At 67.2% G+C, this 20,865-nt stretch carries 13 protein-coding genes and 2 pseudogenes; 7 read left to right on the top strand and 8 right to left on the bottom strand.

Translation table 11 applies throughout. The annotated features are described in order from the left end of the window. Positions 1 to 39 precede the first annotated feature (39 nt). Complete coding sequence (locus AC4BCK_RS11215) at positions 40 to 1,719, bottom strand: GAF domain-containing sensor histidine kinase (protein WP_251424204.1); 1,680 nt, start codon at positions 1,717 to 1,719, stop codon at positions 40 to 42. Between the two features lie 252 nt (positions 1,720 to 1,971). Between AC4BCK_RS11215 and AC4BCK_RS11220 the strand changes: the two genes are divergently transcribed. The 5 genes and pseudogenes from AC4BCK_RS11220 (at position 1,972) to AC4BCK_RS11240 (ending at position 7,450) form a co-directional block, all read left to right on the top strand. Continuing rightward, positions 1,972 to 2,433 (top strand): pyridoxamine 5'-phosphate oxidase family protein, encoded by a 462-nt coding sequence (locus tag AC4BCK_RS11220; protein WP_174180302.1) that lies wholly within the window; start codon positions 1,972 to 1,974, stop codon positions 2,431 to 2,433. Between the two features lie 55 nt (positions 2,434 to 2,488). Beyond that, complete coding sequence (locus tag AC4BCK_RS11225) at positions 2,489 to 3,364, top strand: universal stress protein (protein ID WP_251424201.1); 876 nt, start codon at positions 2,489 to 2,491, stop codon at positions 3,362 to 3,364. Between the two features lie 24 nt (positions 3,365 to 3,388). Next, positions 3,389 to 5,832: pseudogene (locus AC4BCK_RS11230) on the top strand (HAD-IC family P-type ATPase). A gap of 78 nt (positions 5,833 to 5,910) precedes the next feature. Continuing rightward, positions 5,911 to 6,924, top strand: a complete 1,014-nt coding sequence (locus AC4BCK_RS11235; protein ID WP_472531630.1) for a zinc-dependent alcohol dehydrogenase family protein — start codon at positions 5,911 to 5,913, stop codon at positions 6,922 to 6,924. Positions 6,925 to 7,027: 103 nt separating this feature from the next. After that, a complete protein-coding gene (locus tag AC4BCK_RS11240) occupies positions 7,028 to 7,450 on the top strand; it encodes an Hsp20/alpha crystallin family protein (protein ID WP_251424195.1) in 423 nt (140 codons plus the stop codon). A 67-nt stretch (positions 7,451 to 7,517) separates the two neighbouring features. Here the strand turns inward: AC4BCK_RS11240 and AC4BCK_RS11245 are convergent, their stop codons facing one another. The 7 genes and pseudogenes from AC4BCK_RS11245 to AC4BCK_RS11275 form a co-directional block, all read right to left on the bottom strand. After that, entirely contained in the window at positions 7,518 to 8,543 is a 1,026-nt protein-coding gene (locus AC4BCK_RS11245; protein ID WP_490565938.1) for an ATP-dependent 6-phosphofructokinase, read from the bottom strand. Then, positions 8,540 to 11,776 (bottom strand): HAD-IA family hydrolase, encoded by a 3,237-nt coding sequence (locus tag AC4BCK_RS11250; RefSeq protein ID WP_490565939.1) that lies wholly within the window; start codon positions 11,774 to 11,776, stop codon positions 8,540 to 8,542. Before AC4BCK_RS11250 ends, AC4BCK_RS11245 begins: the two co-directional genes overlap by 4 nt. A gap of 42 nt (positions 11,777 to 11,818) precedes the next feature. Beyond that, a pseudogene (gene ppsA, locus AC4BCK_RS11255) lies at positions 11,819 to 14,232 on the bottom strand (phosphoenolpyruvate synthase). A gap of 88 nt (positions 14,233 to 14,320) precedes the next feature. Continuing rightward, on the bottom strand, positions 14,321 to 16,870 hold the full coding sequence (locus tag AC4BCK_RS11260) for a cation-translocating P-type ATPase (protein ID WP_490565940.1): 2,550 nt from the start codon (positions 16,868 to 16,870) through the stop codon (positions 14,321 to 14,323). Continuing rightward, positions 16,867 to 17,331: a universal stress protein gene (locus AC4BCK_RS11265; RefSeq protein WP_400591354.1), complete on the bottom strand. Its 465-nt coding sequence runs from the start codon at positions 17,329 to 17,331 to the stop codon at positions 16,867 to 16,869. The genes AC4BCK_RS11260 and AC4BCK_RS11265 overlap by 4 nt, the downstream gene beginning before the upstream one ends. A 66-nt stretch (positions 17,332 to 17,397) precedes the next feature. Further along, positions 17,398 to 19,218: a heavy metal translocating P-type ATPase gene (locus AC4BCK_RS11270; RefSeq protein WP_490566909.1), complete on the bottom strand. Its 1,821-nt coding sequence runs from the start codon at positions 19,216 to 19,218 to the stop codon at positions 17,398 to 17,400. Positions 19,219 to 19,354: 136 nt separating this feature from the next. After that, on the bottom strand, positions 19,355 to 19,837 hold the full coding sequence (locus tag AC4BCK_RS11275; protein WP_251424186.1) for a pyridoxamine 5'-phosphate oxidase family protein: 483 nt from the start codon (positions 19,835 to 19,837) through the stop codon (positions 19,355 to 19,357). A 144-nt stretch (positions 19,838 to 19,981) separates the two neighbouring features. On the opposite strand from AC4BCK_RS11275, the gene AC4BCK_RS11280 reads away from it, so the two are divergent. Both AC4BCK_RS11280 and AC4BCK_RS11285 read left to right on the top strand, forming a co-directional pair. Further along, positions 19,982 to 20,452, top strand: a complete 471-nt coding sequence (locus tag AC4BCK_RS11280) for a pyridoxamine 5'-phosphate oxidase family protein (protein ID WP_251424184.1) — start codon at positions 19,982 to 19,984, stop codon at positions 20,450 to 20,452. Between the two features lie 14 nt (positions 20,453 to 20,466). Beyond that, positions 20,467 to 20,838, top strand: a complete 372-nt coding sequence (locus AC4BCK_RS11285; RefSeq protein ID WP_251424182.1) for a DUF5655 domain-containing protein — start codon at positions 20,467 to 20,469, stop codon at positions 20,836 to 20,838. Positions 20,839 to 20,865: the final 27 nt, after the last annotated feature.

The raw sequence follows: 20,865 nt of genomic DNA on the forward strand, positions 1-20,865 counted from the left end.
CAATGGCAGCAGTTCAGGGCGGGCCGGTTTCCGGTTCCGTCACAGGCGCTGGGCGGTCCACGTAATCCTGGTGCCCTCCCCCGGCGCGCTCCTGATGGTGCAGCTGCCACCCAGCATTTCCGCCCGGTGCCGCATATTGGCCAGCCCGCTCACGTGTGCGGGTTCGTCAAAACCGCACCCGTTGTCCTGGATCACCAGCTCAACCTGGCGCTGGGTGACGGACACGGCAACCCGTATCTCCTTGGCACCGGAGTGGCGGGCGGCGTTGCTCAGTCCCTCGGAAAGAACGGACAGCACATGGCCGGCAACGTTCTCCCGGACTGAGTCCACGGGACCGGCAAAGGCCACTTTCGGTTCCACGGCGTAGCTGCGGGAATTATCCTGGACCACTCCCAGGATCCGGCTGGTCAGCGGTTCATGGTTTTCCTCGCCGGTCCGAAGGGAATAGATGGTGTCCCTCAGTTTCCGGATGGTGTCGTCCAGTTCGGACGTGACCGTGGCTATCCGTTCGTGCGCTATGGGGTCCAGGGTGTAGCGGCGGAGGCTCTGGATACTCAGGCCGGAGGCGAAAAGCCGCTGGATGACAAGATCGTGCAGGTCACGGGCAATCCGCTCCCGGTCCGTGAACAGGAGGTTCTGTTCACGGAGCGCATGGACCCGTGCAAGGTCGAGTGCCAGCCCGATCCTGCTCCCGAAAATAGAGCTGGATTCCGCCTCGGCCTGGCTGTAGGCAGTCGATCCCTGCGGACGGGCGAGGAGCAGCACGCCGTTCTCGCTGTTGCTGTGGCCGATGGCGCACACCAGCACCGAGCCCAGCTTTTCCGCCACCTGGTCACCAAACACCTGCTGGGGATCACGCACCACGCGGGACTCCCCCGTCTCGATGACCCTTGAGACGGCATCGGAAGCGCCGATTTCCTGCCCCGCCTGCAGGCCCTGGACGCCCAGGGAGGACCTGCACCTCAAGGCACCGTCACCAGCCGGAACAGCAATCACGGCAAGCGCGGAGTCTGACACCCGCAGGGCGGTTTCGGCCACCAGGTCAAGGTTGTCCGAGTCTCCGGGATGCGGCGCCATGATCAGCCTGCTGCTCAGTTCCATCCCCGCCTCCAGCCATTTTTGGCGCCGCTTGCTGTCCTCGAACAGCCGGGCATTCTGGATGGCCACCCCGGCAGCGGCGGCCAGGGCCACGGCAAGGTCTTCATCCTCCGGCGTGAAGTCCTGCCCGCCGTCCTTTTCCGTCAGGTAGAGGTTTCCGAACACTTCGTCCCGGACACGGACCGGCACTCCAAGAAAGGTGTTCATCGGGGGATGGTTGGGAGGAAAGCCTGAGGCCATGGGGTGCTGGCCGAGGTCGTGGAGCCTCAACGGCCGCGGCTCCCGGATGAGGTGTCCCAGGACGCCGTGCCCCGTAGGCAGGTCACCAATGGACCGGATGTCCTCTTCGTCGACTCCGACGGTGATGAAGTGGCTCAGGCTGCGGTCCTCCGCGATCACCCCCATGGCGCCGTACTTCGCACCCACCAGTTCACACGCTGACCGGACAAGGCGGTCCAGCACGGCTTCCAGGCTCAGGTCCTGGGCAAGGGCAACGACGGCGGCAAGAAGGCCGTTCATTCGTTCCTGGGTTTGCAGAAGCTCATCTGCGCGGGCTACGAAGTCCCGGAGGAGGTCTTCGGCCCGTTCCTTCATGGGAGAGCTCCACGGCTCAGTGCTCATGTCCGACCTCCTGTGGAAAGTGCCTGCGTCGTTGCGGGCCCTCAGCGGTGTTGCACGCGTCCGGGAAGTGGTTCCCCCGGCAACGCCGCTTCTGCCTGAGTACGAAGCGACGTCCCGGCACCAGTCTAGGAGAGGAAGTCAAGGTCTGAAATGCCCCATTTTTGGAACGCCGGATTCCAGCTGCCGCCGGGACCGGCTGCAGCAGGACCTTCTTCCCTAGCCCGGCCCCGCTCCGCGGCCTAGGCTACGGCCATGGACACAGCCGCAACAGAACCGGAACCCGAAAACCTTGGAGTGCATGACTGCTGGAGATACCTGCGGTCAACGTCCGTGTGCCGGATGGCCTTTACCCGCGGCGACACGGTGGAGATCTTCCCCGTCAACTTCGTGCCCAGCAACGGCACCCTGCTCATCCGCACCGGCCCGGGAACGAAGATGGATGCAGTGGCCGGCCGCAAGGCAGTGTCCCTGGAGGCCGACGGGCTGAACCAGTACGGCACCATTGCGTGGAGCGTGGTGGTGAAGGGGCACGCTGCAGTCGTGGACGACACCGAGGACTTCCAGGATGCCTCCGACGCAGGTTTGTCTCCCTGGCAGGCAGGGGCCAAGGACAGCCTCATCCGGGTAACGCCCGAGGAAATCACCGGGAGGAGATTCGTTATCGCCCCGCCAACCCGGTGGTGGGCCCCGCAGGAACCGGCCGACAGGGCCTGAAGCCCTGCCCGGCATTAAGAACTGTCAGCACCAGCAGCACCACGGAAGGTCACCCATGGACGCACACAAGCCCGTCGCCGTCGGCATCTCCGACTCCGCCCCTTCCAGGACGGCCCTGCAGTGGGCAGCCGCCCGTGCCCGAAGGCAAAAGGTGCCGTTGGCCATCCTCCATGTCCTCGACGACCGCTGGATGGCAGGCGAAAGGATAGAAGCGCTCCCCTACATCGACGTCCTGCGCAAGTCGGCGATGGACATGCTGGAAGAAGCCGGAGAAACGGTGCGCAGCGCAGAACCTGACCTTCAGGTTTCGCTCGAACTGCTGGAAGGAAGCGTTGGGGCATCCCTTGGCAAGTACTCGGAAAACGCCTCGATGCTGGTCCTGGGCAGCAGCGGCCACTCCCGAGGTGCGCTGACCGACCGGGCCCTCCAGGCAGCAGCCACGGCCGAATCCCCGGTGGCCGTGGTCGGGGCAGGCCAGGGCGGCGGGCAGGGTGTGGTGGTGGGTGTGGACGGGTCGAGGGAGTCCACGCAGGCCGTGGCGTTCGCCGCGGCCGAGGCTGATGCGCTGGGTGAGGAACTCACCGTCCTGTACGCGTTCACCGGCCCCAACCGCTGGATCAAGGCGGGCCTGCCCTCCAGCAGCTTCGCCGGACATGTGGTGGAAGAGGAACAGGTTGTCCTGTCCGAGACTGTGGCGGGGCTCCGCCAGGACTACCCGGGCCTTGTGGTCCACGCAGTCCTGGAAACCGTTATGGAACCTGCAGACGCCCTGGTCCGCGCAGCCGCGAACGCCAGGATGCTGGTCCTGGGCAGCCGGGGCAGGGGAAGCTTTGGCAGGCTCCTGCTCGGATCAACGGCGCACGGCGTCCTGACGCAGCCTCCCTGCCCCACAGTCATCACCCGGCTGAAGAAGTCCCGGCATGACTCATGACGGGCGGGCTTTGCGCTCCACGTGATGTTTGAAGCAGGGGAAAGCACCGGGCGGCACGTGGACTCCGGCGGCCCGGCGGGACGGCCGGGGCTGGACGGACTCAGCTCCGCCGAGGTCCTGGCACGGACCAACGCGGGACGGATCAACAGCATCCCCGGGGCAACCACCCGCAGTGCGTGGGACATTGTCCGGGCGAACGTCCTGACCCTTTTCAACGCCATCGTGGCGGCCTGCTTCGTCCTGCTGCTGGTGCTGGACCAGTGGCGGGATGCACTCTTTGGCTTCTCGGCGCTGGGGAATTCCCTGATCGGAATCATCCAGGAATACCGCGCCAAGCAGTCCCTGGACAGGCTGGCCATTCTCCACGCGGCACAGAGCAGGGTCATCCGGGACGGCAGCCCCCGGCTGATCCCGGCGGAGGCCCTGGTTCCGGATGACATCGTCCTGCTCAGCGCCGGGGAACAGGTGGCCGCTGACGTGCGGCTCCTGGACGGCGGGTACGTGGAGGCGGATGAATCCTTTTTGACCGGTGAGTCGGCCCCGGTTCCCAAGCAACCGGGAGCAGTGCTCCTGTCCGGGTCACTGATCATGGCTGGCAACGGGCGGGCGGTGGTGGTCCGGGTGGGACCGGACACGTTCGCCTTCAAACTGACTGCCGAAGCCAGACGGTTCGCCCTGGTCACGTCCGAGATACGCTCCGGCCTGGACAAGGTGCTGCGGGTCATCACCTGGCTGCTGCTGCCGACTGCCGTCCTGGTCACCCACGCCCAGGTCCGGAACGCCGGCGGCTGGGAGGCCGCCCTCAGCTCCGGACAGTGGATACCTGCGGCGGTGGGACTGGTGGCCAGCATCATGTCCATGATTCCCCTTGGCCTGGTCCTGCTCACCAGCGTGGCTTTTGCGGTGGGCGGGGTCAGGCTCGCCGGCCACATGGTCCTGGTCCAGGAGCTTGCGGCCGTTGAGGTCCTGGCGAGGGTGGTGTCCTGTGCCTGGACAAGACCGGGACCTTGTCCTCCGGCGCCATGACATTCGACGCCGTGCACGGCGCCGGTATCCCGCCGGCCGAGGGGTGGCGGAAGGCCCTTGAGTGGTTCGGCGCCAAGGAGGAAGCCAATACCACCGCCAAATCCATCGGTGATGCTTTTCCCGCGGCCGATATTCTGCCGGAAACTTCCTCCGTGCCTTTCACCTCTGCCCTGAAATGGAGCTCGGTGACGTTCCCGCCAGGCTCGCCGGCCGCCGGAACCTGGGTCCTTGGGGCCCCGGATTTCGTACTGGAGGAATCGTCGTCCGGCGCCCCCGCCCGCCGGAGCGCCGCGGCGCTGGCCTCCACGGGCCTGCGGACGCTGGCGCTCGCCCACCTGCCCGGGCCCCTGCCGGTACCCGCGCAAGGCGGCCGCCTGCCCGCTGGACTTGTTCCCGTGGTGCTGCTGACCTTCCGCGAGGATATCCGCAAGGAGGCACCAGGGACCCTTGCCTACTTCCGGCAGCAGGGGGTTGCCTTGAAGATCATCTCCGGTGACGACCCCCGCACTGTGGCGGTCCTCGCGCGCGCGGTTGGCTTGGGACAGGGCGGGGCCTACGACGCCAGGAAACTGCCCACGGACCCGCTGCTGCTGGAGGAAACGGTGGAGAAGCATCACGTCTTCGGAAGCGTGACCCCTTCCCAGAAGAGGGACATGGTCCAGGCCCTGAAGCGGCGCGGACACACGGTGGCCATGACCGGCGACGGGGTCAACGACGTCCTGGCACTCAAGGAAGCCGATCTGGGCATTGCCATGGACACCGCGTCTCCGGCCACCAAGGCAGTAGCCCGCCTGGTCCTCCTGGACGGGCGCTTCGACAGGCTGCCGGCGGTTGTTGCCGAGGGCCGCAGGGCCATCAGCAACATCGAGCGGGTTTCCATGGTGTTCCTCAGCAAGACCGTCTACATCACGGTCATCTCGTTGACGTTTGCCCTGCTCCTCTGGCCCTTTCCGTACCTTCCGCGCCAGATGTCAGTCCTTGACGGCCTGACCATCGGCCTGCCGGCGTTCTTCCTGGCACTGCAACCCAGTGCGCAGCGTTATGAGCCCGGATTCCTGAAGCGCTCCCTGGCGTTCTCGGTGCCGGCCGGGGTGTGCGGTGCCCTCTGTGTGCTGGCTGTCAGCCTGTACGCTCGCTCCGCCGCACCAGGCAGCGCCGAGGCCACGCAGCCTGCCGCCGTCATCACCCTGGCCCTGGTGGCCTCCTGGATCCTCGTGACCGCATCCCGGCCCCTCACCTGGATGAAGACCCTCATCCTGGCCGGCATGTACGCCGGCCTGGCGCTCCTGTTCACCGTGCCACCGGCAAAGGAGTTCTTCCGGCTCGACTGGCCGCCCCCTGACCTCCTGGCCGTTTCGGTCACGGTGGCAGTGGGCGGCAGCCTCATCATCGAAGCAATCCGGTACTTCCAGCGGCGCCTGGCCGGCCGCTCAGCGGACTGAAGACCATGGTGACTTTCGGCTCTGGGAGGAACAGCCAAACCCGGCCATTGTTGAAAGAGCCGGCGGAAGGAGGAAAAAATGCTCGCATGGTGGGTGGGCCAGCCCGGTCCCCTGCCCGGCCGTCCCCTGGTCAAGGGCATCCGCGACGACCCCAGGCCCGCGGCCAATGAACTCCTGGTGGACGTGAGTGTCTGCGGAATCTGCCGGACCGACCTCCATCTGGCCGAAGGGGACCTCCAACCACGCCGTCCCGGGGTTGTCCCGGGCCACGAGGCGGTGGGCGTGGTGGTGGAAACGGGCGCGGGTGCCCACCGTTTCGCGCCGGGCGACAGGGTAGGCGTAGCGTGGCTGGGCGGCGTCTGCGGGACATGTGCGTACTGCCGCCGCGGGGACGAGAACCTCTGTACGGCGCCCGTCTTCACCGGCTGGGACAAGGACGGCGGCTACGCCCAGCAACTCACCGTCTCCCAGGACTTTGCCTACCTCATTCCGGAGGTGTTCACCGACGAACAGGCAGCACCGCTGCTGTGCTCGGGCATCATTGGCTACCGTGCGCTGAAACGCGCCAACCTGCCGGCCGGTGGGCGCCTTGGCATCTACGGTTTCGGCAGTTCCGCCCACCTGACCGCGCAGATGGCGATGTACCAGGGGGCATCCGTCTTTGTTATGACCCGGTCGGAGGAGGCCCGTGCCCTTGCCCGGGACCTGGGAGCTGAATATGCCGGGGGCGCGTATGACAATCCACCGGTGCCCCTTGATTCCGCGATTCTTTTCGCCCCTGTGGGCGACCTGGTGCCGGCCGCGCTCGCAGCCCTGGACCGCGGCGGAACACTTGCGATTGCCGGTATCCACCTCACCGATATACCAGCCCTGAACTATGAGGCCCACCTGTTCTACGAGCGCCAGGTCCGCAGCGTCACAGCCAATACCCGCGCTGACGGGCGTGAGTTCCTTGCGCTCGCGGCCCGGATTCCACTCACGCCAACCACCACCGCCTACCCGTTCGATGCCGCGGACACTGCCCTCGGCGATCTCGCCGCGGACAGGGTTACCGGTTCCGCCGTCCTGCGGGTCCGCCCCGAAAAAGCATGAAGCCGGGGTGGGACCTTGGACTCTGGAACAGCACCTGCAGAGGGCGGAAGGTGTTAATGCCGGGTGATGCGTCGGCCCGGCTCACAATGAGCAGGAGGCAACAATGACTGACCTGATGAAGTGGTTCGATTCCCGCCGCTCCCCTTTGGATGTGATCGAAAGACTCTTTGAAGGAGAGATGGGATCGTCCGCCATCCGGGTGGAGGAAATGGTGGACGGCAACACCCTGGTGGTGCGGGCGGAGCTGCCCGGAATCGACCCGGAAAAAGACGTGGACGTGACCGTGACCGACGGCGTCCTGTCTATCAAGGCCGAGCGGCAGGAGAAGACGGAACACAAGGACAAGGACAGCTACCGGTCCGAATTCCGCTACGGTTCTTTCGTCCGGCGGCTCCCCCTCCCCAGCGGGGTGCAGCAGGGTGACGTCACCGCTTCCTACAAGGACGGCGTCCTGGAAGTCCGCGCTCCCCTTCCGGACCAGCAAGAGGTGGCCTCGGCGTCGAAGATCCCGATCAGCAGGGGCTGACGGTTTGTGCCTGGTCCCCCGTGGGGCCAGGCACGGTCACGCCAGCCATACGCACCGCCAGCCACCCTCAGCCGAACAGGACTGCTGCTTCCCGGTACCGGGCCTCGGGAACCACCTTCAGGCTTCCGAGCGCAAGCTCAAGGCCCACGGTGACGACGTCCGTGCCGCGGAGGGACACCATGGTCCCCCATGAGCCAGTGGCCGCCGCTTCGACGGCCGCCAGGCCCAGCCGCGTGGCAAGGACGCGGTCATAGGCGGTGGGCTCCCCACCGCGCTGGATGTGGCCCAGGACAGTGGCCCGGGTCTCTATCCCGGTGGCCTGCTGCAGCTGCTGCTCCAACAGCCGGCCGATGCCTCCAAGACGGGGCCGGCCAAAGGTATCGAGCCCACGGGGCGCATAGGGTGTTTCCTGCCCCTCCGGCAGAAAAGCTTCGGCCACCACCACCAGGGGCGCCCGCCCGCGGTCCCGTGCCGACAGCACCCACGTGGCGATCTGGTCCAGGGACACCGGGTGCTCCGGGATGAGGATGGCATGGGCGCCCGAGGCCATCCCCGAGTGCAGGGCGATCCAGCCGGCATTGCGGCCCATGACCTCAGCAATCATGCACCGGTGGTGAGACTCCCCCGTGGTCCTCAGCCTGTCAATGGCTTCAGTGGCTGTCTGGACCGCCGAATCAAACCCGAACGTGTAGTCCGTCGCACCAAGATCGTTATCGATCGTCTTGGGAACACCCACCACGTTGACGCCCTGGTTACACAGCGCCTTCGCCGCGGCAAGCGTCCCCTCGCCGCCTATGGCGATCAGGCCCATCAGGCCATTGCGCCGCAGGCTTTCCCGCACCGCGCCGGTTCCGCCGCCCTCCAGCGGGTTGGTGCGGGAAGTTCCCAGGATGGTCCCGCCCAACCGGGAAATGCCGCGGACGCTCCGCCGGGGCAAAGGAACCACATCCTGTTCCAGGACTCCCCGCCAGCCGTCGCGGAACCCCACGAATCCATATCCATAGACAACCTCACCGCCCAGCACGGCTCCGCGGATTACTGCGTTGACGCCGGGGCAGTCCCCGCCGCTTGTCAGGATTCCGAGTTTCTTCATGATGCGGCCGGTCCCTCCACCTGCGTGGGCAGCCGGAATGTCCTCACCTGACCGGCCGCCAAGGCAGTTTTCCTGCCGTTGACGCGCACGCTGATGGGTTCAGCGTCTCCTGCCGCCGAGGCAATCCTCATGCGCCCGTCCTTGAGTTCGACGTTCAGGTAATGTCCGCGGTACCGGACCCTGAAGGCTACGGACCGGAGGCCGGTGGGCAGGTTGGGCGCGAAGACGAGCGCGTCGCCGCTGAGCCTCAGTCCGGCGAAACTTCGCTGGATGACGTCGATGCTTCCAGCCATGGCCCCCAGGTGGATGCCCGTGCGCGTGGTGCCGTGCTGGGTATCGTCGAGGTCGGCGTCGAGCGCTTCCCGGAAGCTGTCCCAGGCACGGTCGGCGTCCAGGGCGGCGAGCACGGAAGCGTGGGCAACCCGGCTCAAAGTGGACCCGTGGGCGGTCCGCGCGAGGTAATACTCGATGGTCCGGTTCAACAGGTCCCGCGTGAACACGTATCCCAGTTCCTGGAGCAGGGCTATCACACCTTCATGGCCCAGCAGGTAGGGCAGCATCAGGACATCGGCCTGCTTGGCAAGCTTGTACCGGTTGGTCTGATCTCCCTCGGCTTCCAGGATGAGGTCCAGCCGCTCGATGCTGTCATAGGATTCCCGGTACCGTTCCCAGTCGAGTTCCTCGAGTTCCTCGTAACCTGCAAACTGGCTGATGACGCCGTCCGTGTGGAACGGGATGAACATGGCCTTGCCCACCTGCTCCCAGCCCGCCGCTTCCTCATCGGTGATGTGGAGCCTCTCCATCAGGCCGGCGAGTTCGTTGCCGTGGAGGATGCCGGTGATCTCCGCAGCCCGGAGGCAGACCCAGGCAGCCATGGCGTTGGTGTAGGCGTTGTCGTCCAGCCCGGGATCCGTGCTGCCCGGGTATCCCGTGTGGTACTCATCGGGTCCGACGACGCCGCGGATGTGGTACCGCCCGGTGTCCTGGCTGAACCCGGCCCGCGAGGCGAAGAACCGCGCAACGTCGATCACCAGCTCGGCGCCCTTCCGAAGGAGCCAGGCTTTGTCGCTGGTGGCCTGGAAATACTGCCAGACGTTGAAGGCCACGGCCAGCCCGGAGTGCAGCTGCATGTGCGAGTGGTCCTTCACCCACCTGCCGGATCTGTCGTTGTAGAGCCACTTGGGGGTTTCTTCCGTACCGTCGCTCCCGCTTTGCCAGGGAAACTGCGCCCCGGAGAGGCCCTGGACCGCTGCCGCGTGGCGGGCTGCCGGAAGCCTCCGCCACCGGTATTCGATGAGGGAGCGCGCCACATCCGGCGTCCTGGTGGTCAGGAGCGGCAGGACAAACAATTCGTCCCAGAAGACATGCCCGCGGTACCCCTCGCCGTGAAGGCCCCGGGCGGTGACCCCGGCGTCGAGTTCCGCCGTGTGGCGGGTGAGGGTCTGCAGCAGGTGGAAGATGTGGAGGTTGAGGACCAGGCGCACCTGCACCGGCGCCTCGATGTCCACCAGGAATGGATGGAGTTCATGCCGCCAGGCGTCCTGGTGTGCGGTCAGGAGGGCGTCGATGTCCCCGCCGGCGCGGGCCAGCACGGCAACCGCGGCTGAAGCCGGGGAGGCGATCGCCCGGTCGCGGGATGTCGCCACCGCCACGGTCTTGCTGATTCTTGCTGCAGCTCCGTCAGCGAGGGCCACCTCGAAGGTCCGGAAGTGGAACGGGCCGATGCTGCCGGGCTTCCCCGCGCCTGTCCCGCCAGAGCCCGATCCGCGGCTGCCCGTTCCGCCGGCGCCTGCTCCCCCGGACACACTCGTGCGGAATGCCACGGCTACCCGGATCAGGCTCTGGGTGGTCTCGGCCTCGACCACGGAAACGTCGTCCGGAGCAGGCTGCCTGAAGCTGCCGCCGTCCATGGTCCGGTCAACAAGGTGAACCCCCGGGCTGGCGGCCGGTTCGGGGACGTTCGAGTTGGTGACGCCCGTAGTGACGCCGCTGCGCACTTCCACGGCACCGCTCCAGCCCAAGGGCGTGACCTTCGTTTCCAGGCCCAGCAGGTGGGGCTCAGCCATGGACACGAACCTGGTCTGCACGACCTCCATCCGCCGCTTGTCCACGGCTTCCAGCAGGAGCCGCCGTTCCAGAACCGCCCGCTGGAGATCCAGGGTGCGGCGCTCGCGGACAACCGCCAGGCCTCCTTCCGACCACCACTGCCCGTCCGCCAGCCGCAGGTCCAGGGGAAGGCAGTCAGGCGCGTTCACCATGTGTTCTTCCACGAGCACCTCGCCGGCGACTTCGGCCGCCAGGCGGTTGAAGACTCCAGCCAGGTACATGCCGGCATACCGGATGCTTCCGCCGCCCTCCGGGGAGGCGCCCCGCACAGCCAGGTAGCCGTTGCCAAGGGTGGTGAGCGCTTCCCGGTGGCCCTCGTGCCCGGCATCGAAGCCCTCATAGACAAGCTGCCAGGGATCGCCAAGGACGAGTCCCAGGTCCAGTTCACGGACGTCATTGAGGACTGTGCCGGCACCGGCGGCCTCGAGTTCCCGCCGGGTTCCGCTGCGGTCGATGCCCACCACCAGGCCGAACCCGCCCCGGTGCGCTGCGAGGACCCCTGCCACCGAGTCCTCGATGACCACGGAGTGGGACGGCGATACCCCAAGGCGGAACGCGGCCGCCAGAAAGACGTCGGGGGCGGGCTTCCCCCGCAGGCCCAGGTTGGCTGCAGCAGTCCCGTCCAGGATGACGCCGAAAAGATCCGGAATGCCGGCTGCATCAAGGACCGAGGACGCATTGCGGCTGGACGTGACCACTCCGGTGGGGACCCCGGCGTCGGAAAGCCTTTGCAGCAGTTGCACCGTGCCCGGGTAGCTCTGGACACCGTCCCGCCTGAGCCGCTCCTGGAAGAGCCGGTTCTTCAGGGCACCAAGGCCGAACGCTGTCCAGGTGCCGGGCTCGTCACCGTCCGATCCCTTGTCGACTTTAACCCCCCTTGACGCAAGGAACTTCACGACGCCTTCTTCCCTGGGAAGGCCGTCGATGTAGCTGCGGTAATCAGCTTTGGAAAGGGGTGAACGGTCGGCGGTGTCCGGCACCCTGGGGTCCTGCAGGATCTGTTCGAAGGCCTCCCGCCAGGCGGCCTGATGGACCAGGGCCGTGTTGGTCACCACCCCGTCCAGATCAAAAATGACGGCGTCAAAGGGCGGCCTCGCGGCTGCGGCGGTGGGTGATGGCGCGGTCATATGACAGGGATACCAGCAGGCCGTCCGCGGTTGACAGTGCCGTTAGGCCTGTCTGGCCAGCCGCTGCTCGGCTGCGGCGATGACGGGCAGGGTCTTCACGTAGGTGTCCGGGTTCAGCGAGATGGAATCTATGCCGCGGCCGATCAGGAATTCGGCAAGATCCGGGTGGTTGCTGGGCCCCTGCCCGCAGATTCCGATCTTGATGCCTGCGGCATGCGCCTTGTCGATGGCCTGGGCAATCATCGCGCTGACGGCAGGGTCCCTTTCATCGAACAGCCCGGCAAGCTGTTCGGAATCGCGGTCCACCCCCAGCACCAGTTGGGTCAGGTCGTTGGAGCCGATGGAGAACCCGTCGAAGCGTTCGGCGAACTGTTCGGCCAGGACCACGTTCGAGGGTATTTCGCACATCATGTAGAGCTGCAGCCCGGCACTGCCCCGCACCAGTCCCTGGCCGGCCATGGCTTCGATGACCAGGTCCGCCTCCCGGACGGTCCGGCAGAACGGGACCATAACGATGATGTTGGCGAAGCCCACTTCTTCGCGGACCCGCTTGAGGGCTTTGCATTCGAGGGCGAAGCCTTCCCGGTAGTGATCGCTGTAGTAGCGCGAGGCTCCGCGGAAGCCCAGCATGGGGTTCTCCTCCGGACGCTCAAAGAACCCGCCGCCGATCAGGTGGCTGTACTCGTTGCTCTTGAAGTCGCTGAGCCGGACGATCACCGGTTTGGGGTGGAAAGGCGCCGCAATTTTGGCGATTCCGGTGGCCAGCACGTCAACAAAGTACTCCGTGGGGTCGCTGTAGCCGCTGGTGAGCTTCCGGATGAGCGCGGCTTCCTCCGGGTCTGTGACTTTTTCAGGGTGGACCAGTGCCATGGGATGGATGCGGATGAGGTTGTTGATGATGAACTCCATCCTCGCCAGGCCCACTCCCGCCGCCGGCAGCCGCCACCATTTGAAGGCTGCGGCAGGACTGCCAATGTTCACCATCACCTCAGTGCGGGTGGCGGGAAGGGCCTCGAGGTCCACTTCTTCCACGCTGAACTCCAGCATCCCTCGTAGACGCGCCCTTCCTCGCCTTCGGCGCAGGACAGGGTGATGGGGGCGCCGTCAGGCACGGCTTCCGTTGCGTTCCGGGTTCCGACGACGGCGGGCACGCCGAGTTCCCGGCTGACGATCGCTGCGTGGCTGGTGGGGCCGCCGTGGTCGGTCACTATGCCGGCTGCCCGCTTCATGACCGGGACCCAGTCCGGGTCCGTCATCCTGGTCACCAGCACGGAACCGTCCACGAAGGATTCGATGTCTTTTGCGTCCCGGATGACGCAGGCCCGCCCGCCGGCGATGGCATCCCCAATGGCCGCCCCCTCGGTCAGCAGCCGCCCCTGCTGCCGGAGGTGGTACGTCCGGAACGACGTGCTGCTGCGCTGGGCCTGCACCGTTTCCGGCCTGGCCTGCACCATGAACAGTTCGCCCGTCACGCCGTCTTTGGCCCACTCCATGTCCATGGGCCGCCCGTAATGGTCTTCCACGGCCTTGGCCCAGCGCGCCAGCAGGACCACTTCGTCGTCGGACAGCACAAGGGTTTCCTGCTCCCGTTCGGTGGTCTCCACCATCCGGGTCCGCGCATTGCCGCCCTGGCTGTAGATCATCTTCCGTTCCTTGGCACCCCGTTCCCTCTCGATCACGGGGCGGAAGCGCCCGTCGGCGAGCAGCGGCTTGAACACCTGGTATTTGTCCGGATTGATGGTCCCCTGGACAACGGTCTCCCCAAGGCCCCACGCCGCGCTGATGAGCACGGCATCGGGAAAGCCGGACTCGGTGTCGATGGAGAACAAGACCCCGGAGGCGCCGAGGTCCGAGCGGACCATGCGCTGGACGCCCACGGACAGGGCCACGTCGAGGTGGTCGTAGCCCTTCATTTCGCGGTAGCTGATGGCGCGGTCAGTAAACAGGGAGGCATAGCAGTTCCGGCACGCTTCGAGGACGGCGCGCTCCCCGGCCACGTTGAGGAATGTCTCCTGCTGGCCCGCGAAACTGGCGTCCGGCAGGTCCTCGGCCGTGGCGCTGCTGCGGACTGCGACGGACACCTCGTGCTGGCCCGCCCGGCGGGAAAGGAGCCGGTATCGCTCCTGGATCGCCTCGCCGATGCTGTCCGGGAACGTTGCTGACAGGAACAGCTCCCGGATTGCCGCGCCCGCCTGGCGCAGCGTTGCGCGTCCGGCCCGGTACTCCTCGATGTACGTCCTGATGCGCGGCTCCAGGGCATTCGAAGCCAGGAAGGCGCGGTAGGCGCCGGCGGTGGTGGCAAACCCGTCGGGAACCCTCACGCCGGCGGACTGCAGGGAGCGGCTCAACTCGCCCAGCGACGCGTTTTTCCCCCCCACCGACGCGATGTCCCCGATCCCCGTGTCCTCGAACCACTTGACGTGGACATCGGCCGGGGACGTTGCGGGAGCAGTCATGCCTTGATTCTGGGCCGTGCCCGAAACGCCCGGCAGAGTCTTTGGTCCTAAGCAGCCGCATGTCCAGGGGCCGGACCACTGCCCGGGGTCACCGGGCGCTGCGGCCCCTGAAGCCCTTATAGGCCCAGTCCGCCGCCAGGACCGCCGGTACCGCCAGGGCGGCCACGAGCAATCCGGTCGCCGGCGGCGGGGCCTGGCCCAGCAGGGCGGCGAGCTGCGGCAGGTACAGGCAGGCTGCGAGCACGGCCAGTTCAGCCAGGACGGCCCACGCCAGGAGCCTGTTCGAGCCCCACCCCAGCCTCCATGGCGGCACGGTGGCACTCCGGCAGGCGTAGGCGTTGGCCAGCTGGCCCAGGACCACCGCGGTGAAGGCAGCCCCTGACGCGGCCATGAGGAGCCCGGGATCCGGGGGCTCGCCCCGAACCCAGCCGCCGCCGAAGAGCACAACGGAGAACGCGGCCATTTCAACAACGGCCTCCACCGGGCCCAGCACGCAGAAGACCCGCACCATCAGCTGCCGGTCCATCAGGTGCCGGCGCTCCGGCGGCCGGGACAGCACCCGTTTGCTTGGCGGCTCGGCACCCAGGGCCAGGGCAGGCAGCAGGTCGGTTCCGATGTCCAGGGCAAGGATCTGCAGGACGCCCAGCGCAAGCGGGAACTGGCCGCCGGAGAGGGCCCAGACCACGAAGGGGGTCAGCTCCGCCACGTTGTCGGTGAGGTGGTAGGTCAGGAACCGGTGGATGTTCGAGTAGGTTGCCCTGCCCTGCTCGATAGCTGCCACGATCGTCGCGAAGTGGTCATCAAGGAGCACCAGGTCGGCCGCTTCGCGCGCAACGTCTGTGCCGCTCAATCCCATGGCCACCCCGATGTCGGCCTCACGGAGGGCCGGCCCGTCGTTGACGCCGTCCCCCGTCATGGCCACCACATGGCCCCGGGACTGCAGGGCTTTGGCAACCCGGAGCTTCTGCTCCGGGGATACCCTGCTCACCACTACCCCGTCCCGGTCCAGGAGCGCCCCCAGCAGCTGCTCATCGTCGGGAAGGTCCGATCCCTCCAGGACGAATTCCGGTGCCCCCATCAGCCCGATCTCCCGGGCAATTGCCGCTGCGGTCGCAGGATGGTCACCGGTGATCATGGCCAGTTTGAGCCCTGCCGTCCGGGCAGTCCGGATCACGTCGCCCACGTCCGGCCGCGGCGGATCATGGAGCCCGATCAGTCCCAGCAGCTCCATGCCGCGTTCGATGTCCCCGGAGGGGCGCGACTCCCAGTCGGCGGACGGTCCATTGAGCCGCCTCCGCGCCACGGCGATAACACGGAGTCCGCGGGAGGCCATCAGCTGGACCTGGTCAGCCACCGGCCCGTCGACGTCGCTGCACAGCGGAAGGACGGCCTCGGGGGCGCCCTTGCAGAAAAGGTCGTGTCCTACGATCGCCGACTCCCGCCGTCGTGAAGGATCAAAGGCGAAGCGGCGCGAAGGCGCCATGCCGGCACCCGCCACTCCCAGGCGCCGCGCCAGCACGTCGATGGCGGCTTCCATGGGGTCCCCCGAGGCCCGCCATTGCCCCTCATGCAGTTCGGCCCGTCCCTGGGAGGCGGCGAGCGCTGCGAGCGCAGTTTCCGCGGCTCTCTCCTGCCCGTCCCCCTGGACGGTACCCTCCGGGTTGTACCCCTCGCCCGCTATGTGGACCGACCCGCCGGACGTGAAGACTTCGACGGCGTTCATCCGGTTCTGGGTGAGGGTTCCGGTCTTGTCAGTGCAGATGAAAGTGGTGGAACCGAGGGTTTCCACGGCTTCGAGGTTGCGGACCAGTGCGTTGCGGGAGGCCATGCGCTGCGCCCCCATCGCCAGCGACAGCGTCACGGTGGGCAGCAGGCCCTCGGGGACAAGCGCGACGGCGACGCCGATGGCGAACAGGAAGGAATCGCGCCATTCGATCCCCACCAGCAGGGATATCAGGAAGAACAGGGCGGCGATGGCCAGGGCAACTGATGCCACCACCCGGACAATCCGGCGCAGTTCCAGGGACAGCGGCGTGGGCGGGGGTACCGCGCCGCTGGTGAGGGCGGAGATCCCGGCCAGCCGCGTCCGGGCACCGGTGGCCGTGACAGTGGCCTCGGCGTCGCCGTTCACCAGGAACGTCCCGGCCCAGGCGGAGTCACCGGGCGTCTTTGGCACCGGATCGCTTTCGCCTGTCAGCATTGACTCGTCCACGGCGCAGGCTTGCGCCGTGGCCAGGACGACGTCCGCGGGGATGCGGTCACCGGCTGCCAGCAGCACGGCGTCGTCCACCACCAGTTCGCTGGCGTGGACCTTGCGGACGTGTCCGTCCCGCCGCACCATGACGTCAGCCGGCAGCAGCCCTCGCAGCCTGGCGGCGGCGTGCTGGGCCCGTTCCTGCTGGATGTGGGCAAAGACTCCGTTGACAAGGACGACGACGATGATCGCCACGCCCAGTTGCGGCAGGTCGGCGAGGAAGGCCAGGGCTGCCGCGCACCACAGCATGAGGGCAAAGAAGTGCGTCAGCTCCCCCCAGAGTTTCCGCCACTGCGGTACGGGCTTCTCGGCGGGGAGGATGTTCGGCCCTGCCTGCTTCAGGAGTTCCGCAGCCTGATCCGAGGTCAGGCCCGCCGCCGTCATGGCAGGTCATCCGCCTCCTGGCCCACCAGGAGCACCGGGCACACCGAATGCGCTGCGCAGGCCTTGCTGACCGAGCCCATGGACGTGCCGAGGAATCCGCCCTCACCGTGCCGGCCGACAACCAGCAGCTGCGCCCGCCGGCTCTCTTCCACGAGGACTTTGCCGGGCGGCCCGAACCTGACGGTCACGTCGATGCCCTGGGGCCGGTCCCCGGTGAATGCCCTTCCCAGGGCGTCCTCCACCAGGCGGCTGGCGGTTTCCTCGAGCCTTGCCGTCAAGGGGTGCTCGGCGTTTTCAAGGTGGGCCACCACCAGGTAATCGGGCATGCCGATGCAGGTGATGACCTCCAGCCGCGCACCCAGGCGCGCGGCGAGGGTTCCGGCGTACCGCAGGGCGGCGGAGGAATATTCGGAGCCGTCGACGCCCACGATGACAGGCTTGGACACTGTTTCTGCATTCATACCCACCACATTTGCCATTGCTGGCCGAGTGCGGAAGGGCCGAAGGTCATGCCGGGGCCTGCCCGATCAGGCCCGGCCGGAGGGTTTCGGCGGCCGGGCACCGTGCAGGGCCCTCAGCCCGTTCAGGATCGTGGCAAGGTCCACGAGTTCCTGCAGGAGGGCGCCGGTAACCGCTGGGATGTAGCCCGTCATGGCCACGGCCATCAGGCCGATGCTCAGGCCTATGCCTGTCCAGATGCTCACCAGGGCCACCGCTACCGTGCGCTTCCCGATTTCAACCGCCACGGCCACCTTGGACAGGTCGTCGAGCATGATCACGACGTCCGCGGACTCACTCGCGGCGGTGGCACCCTTTGCCCCCATGGCGATGCCGACGTCCGCGGCCGCCAGGACGGGGGCGTCATTGACGCCGTCGCCCACCATGATGACGGGGCGCTCCCGGACGGCGGCCACCGCGTTGACCTTGTCCTCCGGCAGGCAGTCAGCCTGCACATGCCGGATGCCGGCTTCCTCGGCGATGTGCGCCGCAGTTCCGTGGGCGTCGCCGGTCAGCAGCATGGTGTGCCGGACCCCCAGCCGGTGCAGCCGGGCGAGGGTCTCTCCTGCATCGGTGCGCAGCGGGTCTTTCATGATCAGGGCGCCGGCATAGTTCCCGTTGACGGCGACGTAGATGGCCAGTTGGCCGCTCTGCAGGGCAGCTTCCCGGAAGCCCGCGGATGAGTTCCGGACCAGCCCTGCCTTGCCCACCACCACAGTGTCCCCGCCGCAGACGGCCTCCACGCCCTGGGTGGCGTGTTCTGTGGCCCGGGTGACGGGGAGGAGCTCAAGGTTGCGCCGGGCGGCGGCCTCGATGACCGAGGCCGCCAGGACGTGCGAGGAGTACTGCTCGGCTGAGGCGGCGAGCTGCAGGATCCGCCCGGCGTCCACCGCAGCGCCTGCTCCTGTTCCCTGGTCCTGTGCAACCTGGACCGTGTCCAGGACGGGGCGCCCTGAGGTCAGGGTTCCGGTCTTGTCGAAGACCGCGGTCCTGGCTTTGGCCAGCTGCTCCAGGGTCCCGGTGTTCTTGATGATGATGCCCCTGTGGGCTGCCTGGCTGGTGCCGGCGAGGAACGCCACGGGCGCGGCGATCAGGAGCGGGCAGGGTGTGGCCACCACCAGGACCTGGGCGATGCGCACGGGATCCCCGGACAGGGCCCAGGCAGTCCCGGCCATGAGGATCGCCAGCGCGGTGAAGGGAACGGCGTACCGGTCGGCCAGGCGGACCACCGGGGCCCGGCTGGACGCTGCTTCCTCCACCAGGGCGATGATGCGGCTGTACTGTGAATCCTTGGCTGTGGCGGCCGCCCGCATCCTGATGGCCGTCTCGCCGTTGACGGAGCCGCTGAGCAGGAGGTCCCCCCGGACCCGCTCCACGGGCAGGCTCTCCCCTGTCAGCGACGACTCATCCAGGCTCGCGGCCTGGGACAGGAGCTCACCGTCCACGGGGACCAGCTCGGAGGGGCGCACCACCAGAACGTCGCCGGGAACAACCTCGCCCACGGGTGTTTCCTCCAGGACTGATCCTGCAGCCTCCCGGTGGGCGAAACGGGGCGCCCTGTCCAGCAGGGACCTGAGTTCGCGTGCTGCCCGTCCCTGGGCGAAGCTTTCGAGCGCCTCACCGCCGGACAGCATGAGCATCACCACGAGGGCAGCGAGGTATTCACCCACCCACACGGTGCTGGCAATCGCCATCAGGGCCAGGACGTCAATCCCCCAGCGGCCCTCGCGGAGCGAACGGAACATCGCCACCGCACGGATGACGGCGACGACGGCGGCATAGGCGGACGCGCCGAGCCGGGCGGGCTCTTCCAGTCCGGACTGCAGCAGTATCCCGGTGGCGGCGAGCATCAGGCACGTCAGCGCCACCAGGGGGTACTGGCGGACAAGCGCGGAGGCCCGGCCCGGGAGCGACGTGCCGGGCTCTTCGGGACCGGCCTCCGGCTGCGGCGGGACGGGGGTGCCGGGCGGGGCTGCCGGCTTTCCCTCAGGCAAGGCCCGCCCGCGTCGGATTATCCAGATGGCTCCACCAGGTCAGCGGGGAGGTGACGGTGAAGCGCCGGCCGCTTACCGCCGTCGGAATGATCCGCACGAAATGGTCCTTGGGGCCTGCCTGCCAGGGGAACAGGGTGAGGCCGGCACCGGCCATCAGCTCCGGTGAGGGCTCGAGGACCTCGGCGTGGCCTTTCACAACGACGCTCCAGGCGGTTCGTTTGTCCTGGTCAGTGCCGTCCGCTTCAAGCGCGACGGCGGTGGGCTGGGCGGCGGCGTGGAGCTTCGTCCCTTCTCCGGTGCGGAAGACCACCGAGCCATGGTCCACCTTGTAGTTCACGGGAAAGATCTCCGGATGGCCGTCCACCAGGACAGCCAAGTGGCCCACCGAAACCCCGCGCAGGAGATCCCAGCAGTCGTTGGTGCCCAGGACGTCCACGCTGGATGCGGCGTCCCGTTCCGGTGAGTTATTGCGCATACAGCTGAAAATACTGCCGCCAGGCCGGGCACGCTAGGGCATTTAGGCCCAGCCGTCCGCATCCGGCGGCAAGGGGCTTCCCCGGGCAGGTCAAAGGTCTTTGGGCCCTGTTGGGCAGCATTGGCCACACCATAGGATCTGGGCATGACCGACAAGAACATGGTGCCCGAAGCTGAAATCCTCAACGCGGACGAATGCTGGAAACTACTGGAACACACGAGTGTTGGACGGCTCGGCGTCGTGGTGGACGGCGAACCGGACGTCTTCCCGGTGAGCTTCAAAGTCGACGGTGAGGGCCTTGTCTTCCGGACTGGCAGCGGAACAAAGCTGCAGGCCATTGAAGCGAACTCGATGGTTGCCCTGGAGGCGGACAGCGTGAGCGCCGAATTCGGACTGGCCTGGAGTGTGGTGGTCAAGGGCAAGGCTGTCCAGGACGACGCAGCGGGTCCAGCCCTGAATGAGCCACGCCGGGGGCTCTTTCCCTGGCAGGGCGTTGGCCAGGACCACCTCATCCGGATTGTTCCGCAGTCGGTGACGGGCCGCAGGTTCACTTTGTCAGCCACCGGCACCTGGCAAACCCCGCTGAACGAGGCCACCCGCGCAGGGCTCGAATAACCGCCGCCGTTCCGGTGGACGGCGGCGAACCCTGGACCGTTGACCGCTTCTTTGAGGGTTCCGGCACTGCCCGGGACATCTACGAGGCGGCAGAACGCATGGCGTCCGCCATCGGCCCCATGACGGTCCGCGTGTCCAGGAGCCAGGTCTCGTTCCGCCGCCGGAGGGGCTTTGCATACCTTTGGCGCCCTGGAATGTACGTCAGGTCCGTTGTTCCCCTTGTCCTGTCGCTGGCGCTTCCCTATGAGATCGGCTCACCCCGCTTCAAGGAGACAGCGCACCCTGCCCCCGGCATCTGGATGCATCACCTTGAACTTATGGACAGCAGCCAGCTCGACGGCGAGGTGGAGCAATGGTTGCGCCAGGCGTATGAGGCTGCAGGCTGAGTGCGGCGCGGGACTCTCCGCCCGGCT

The sequence above is a fragment of the Pseudarthrobacter sp. As-47 genome, assembly GCF_058215595.1.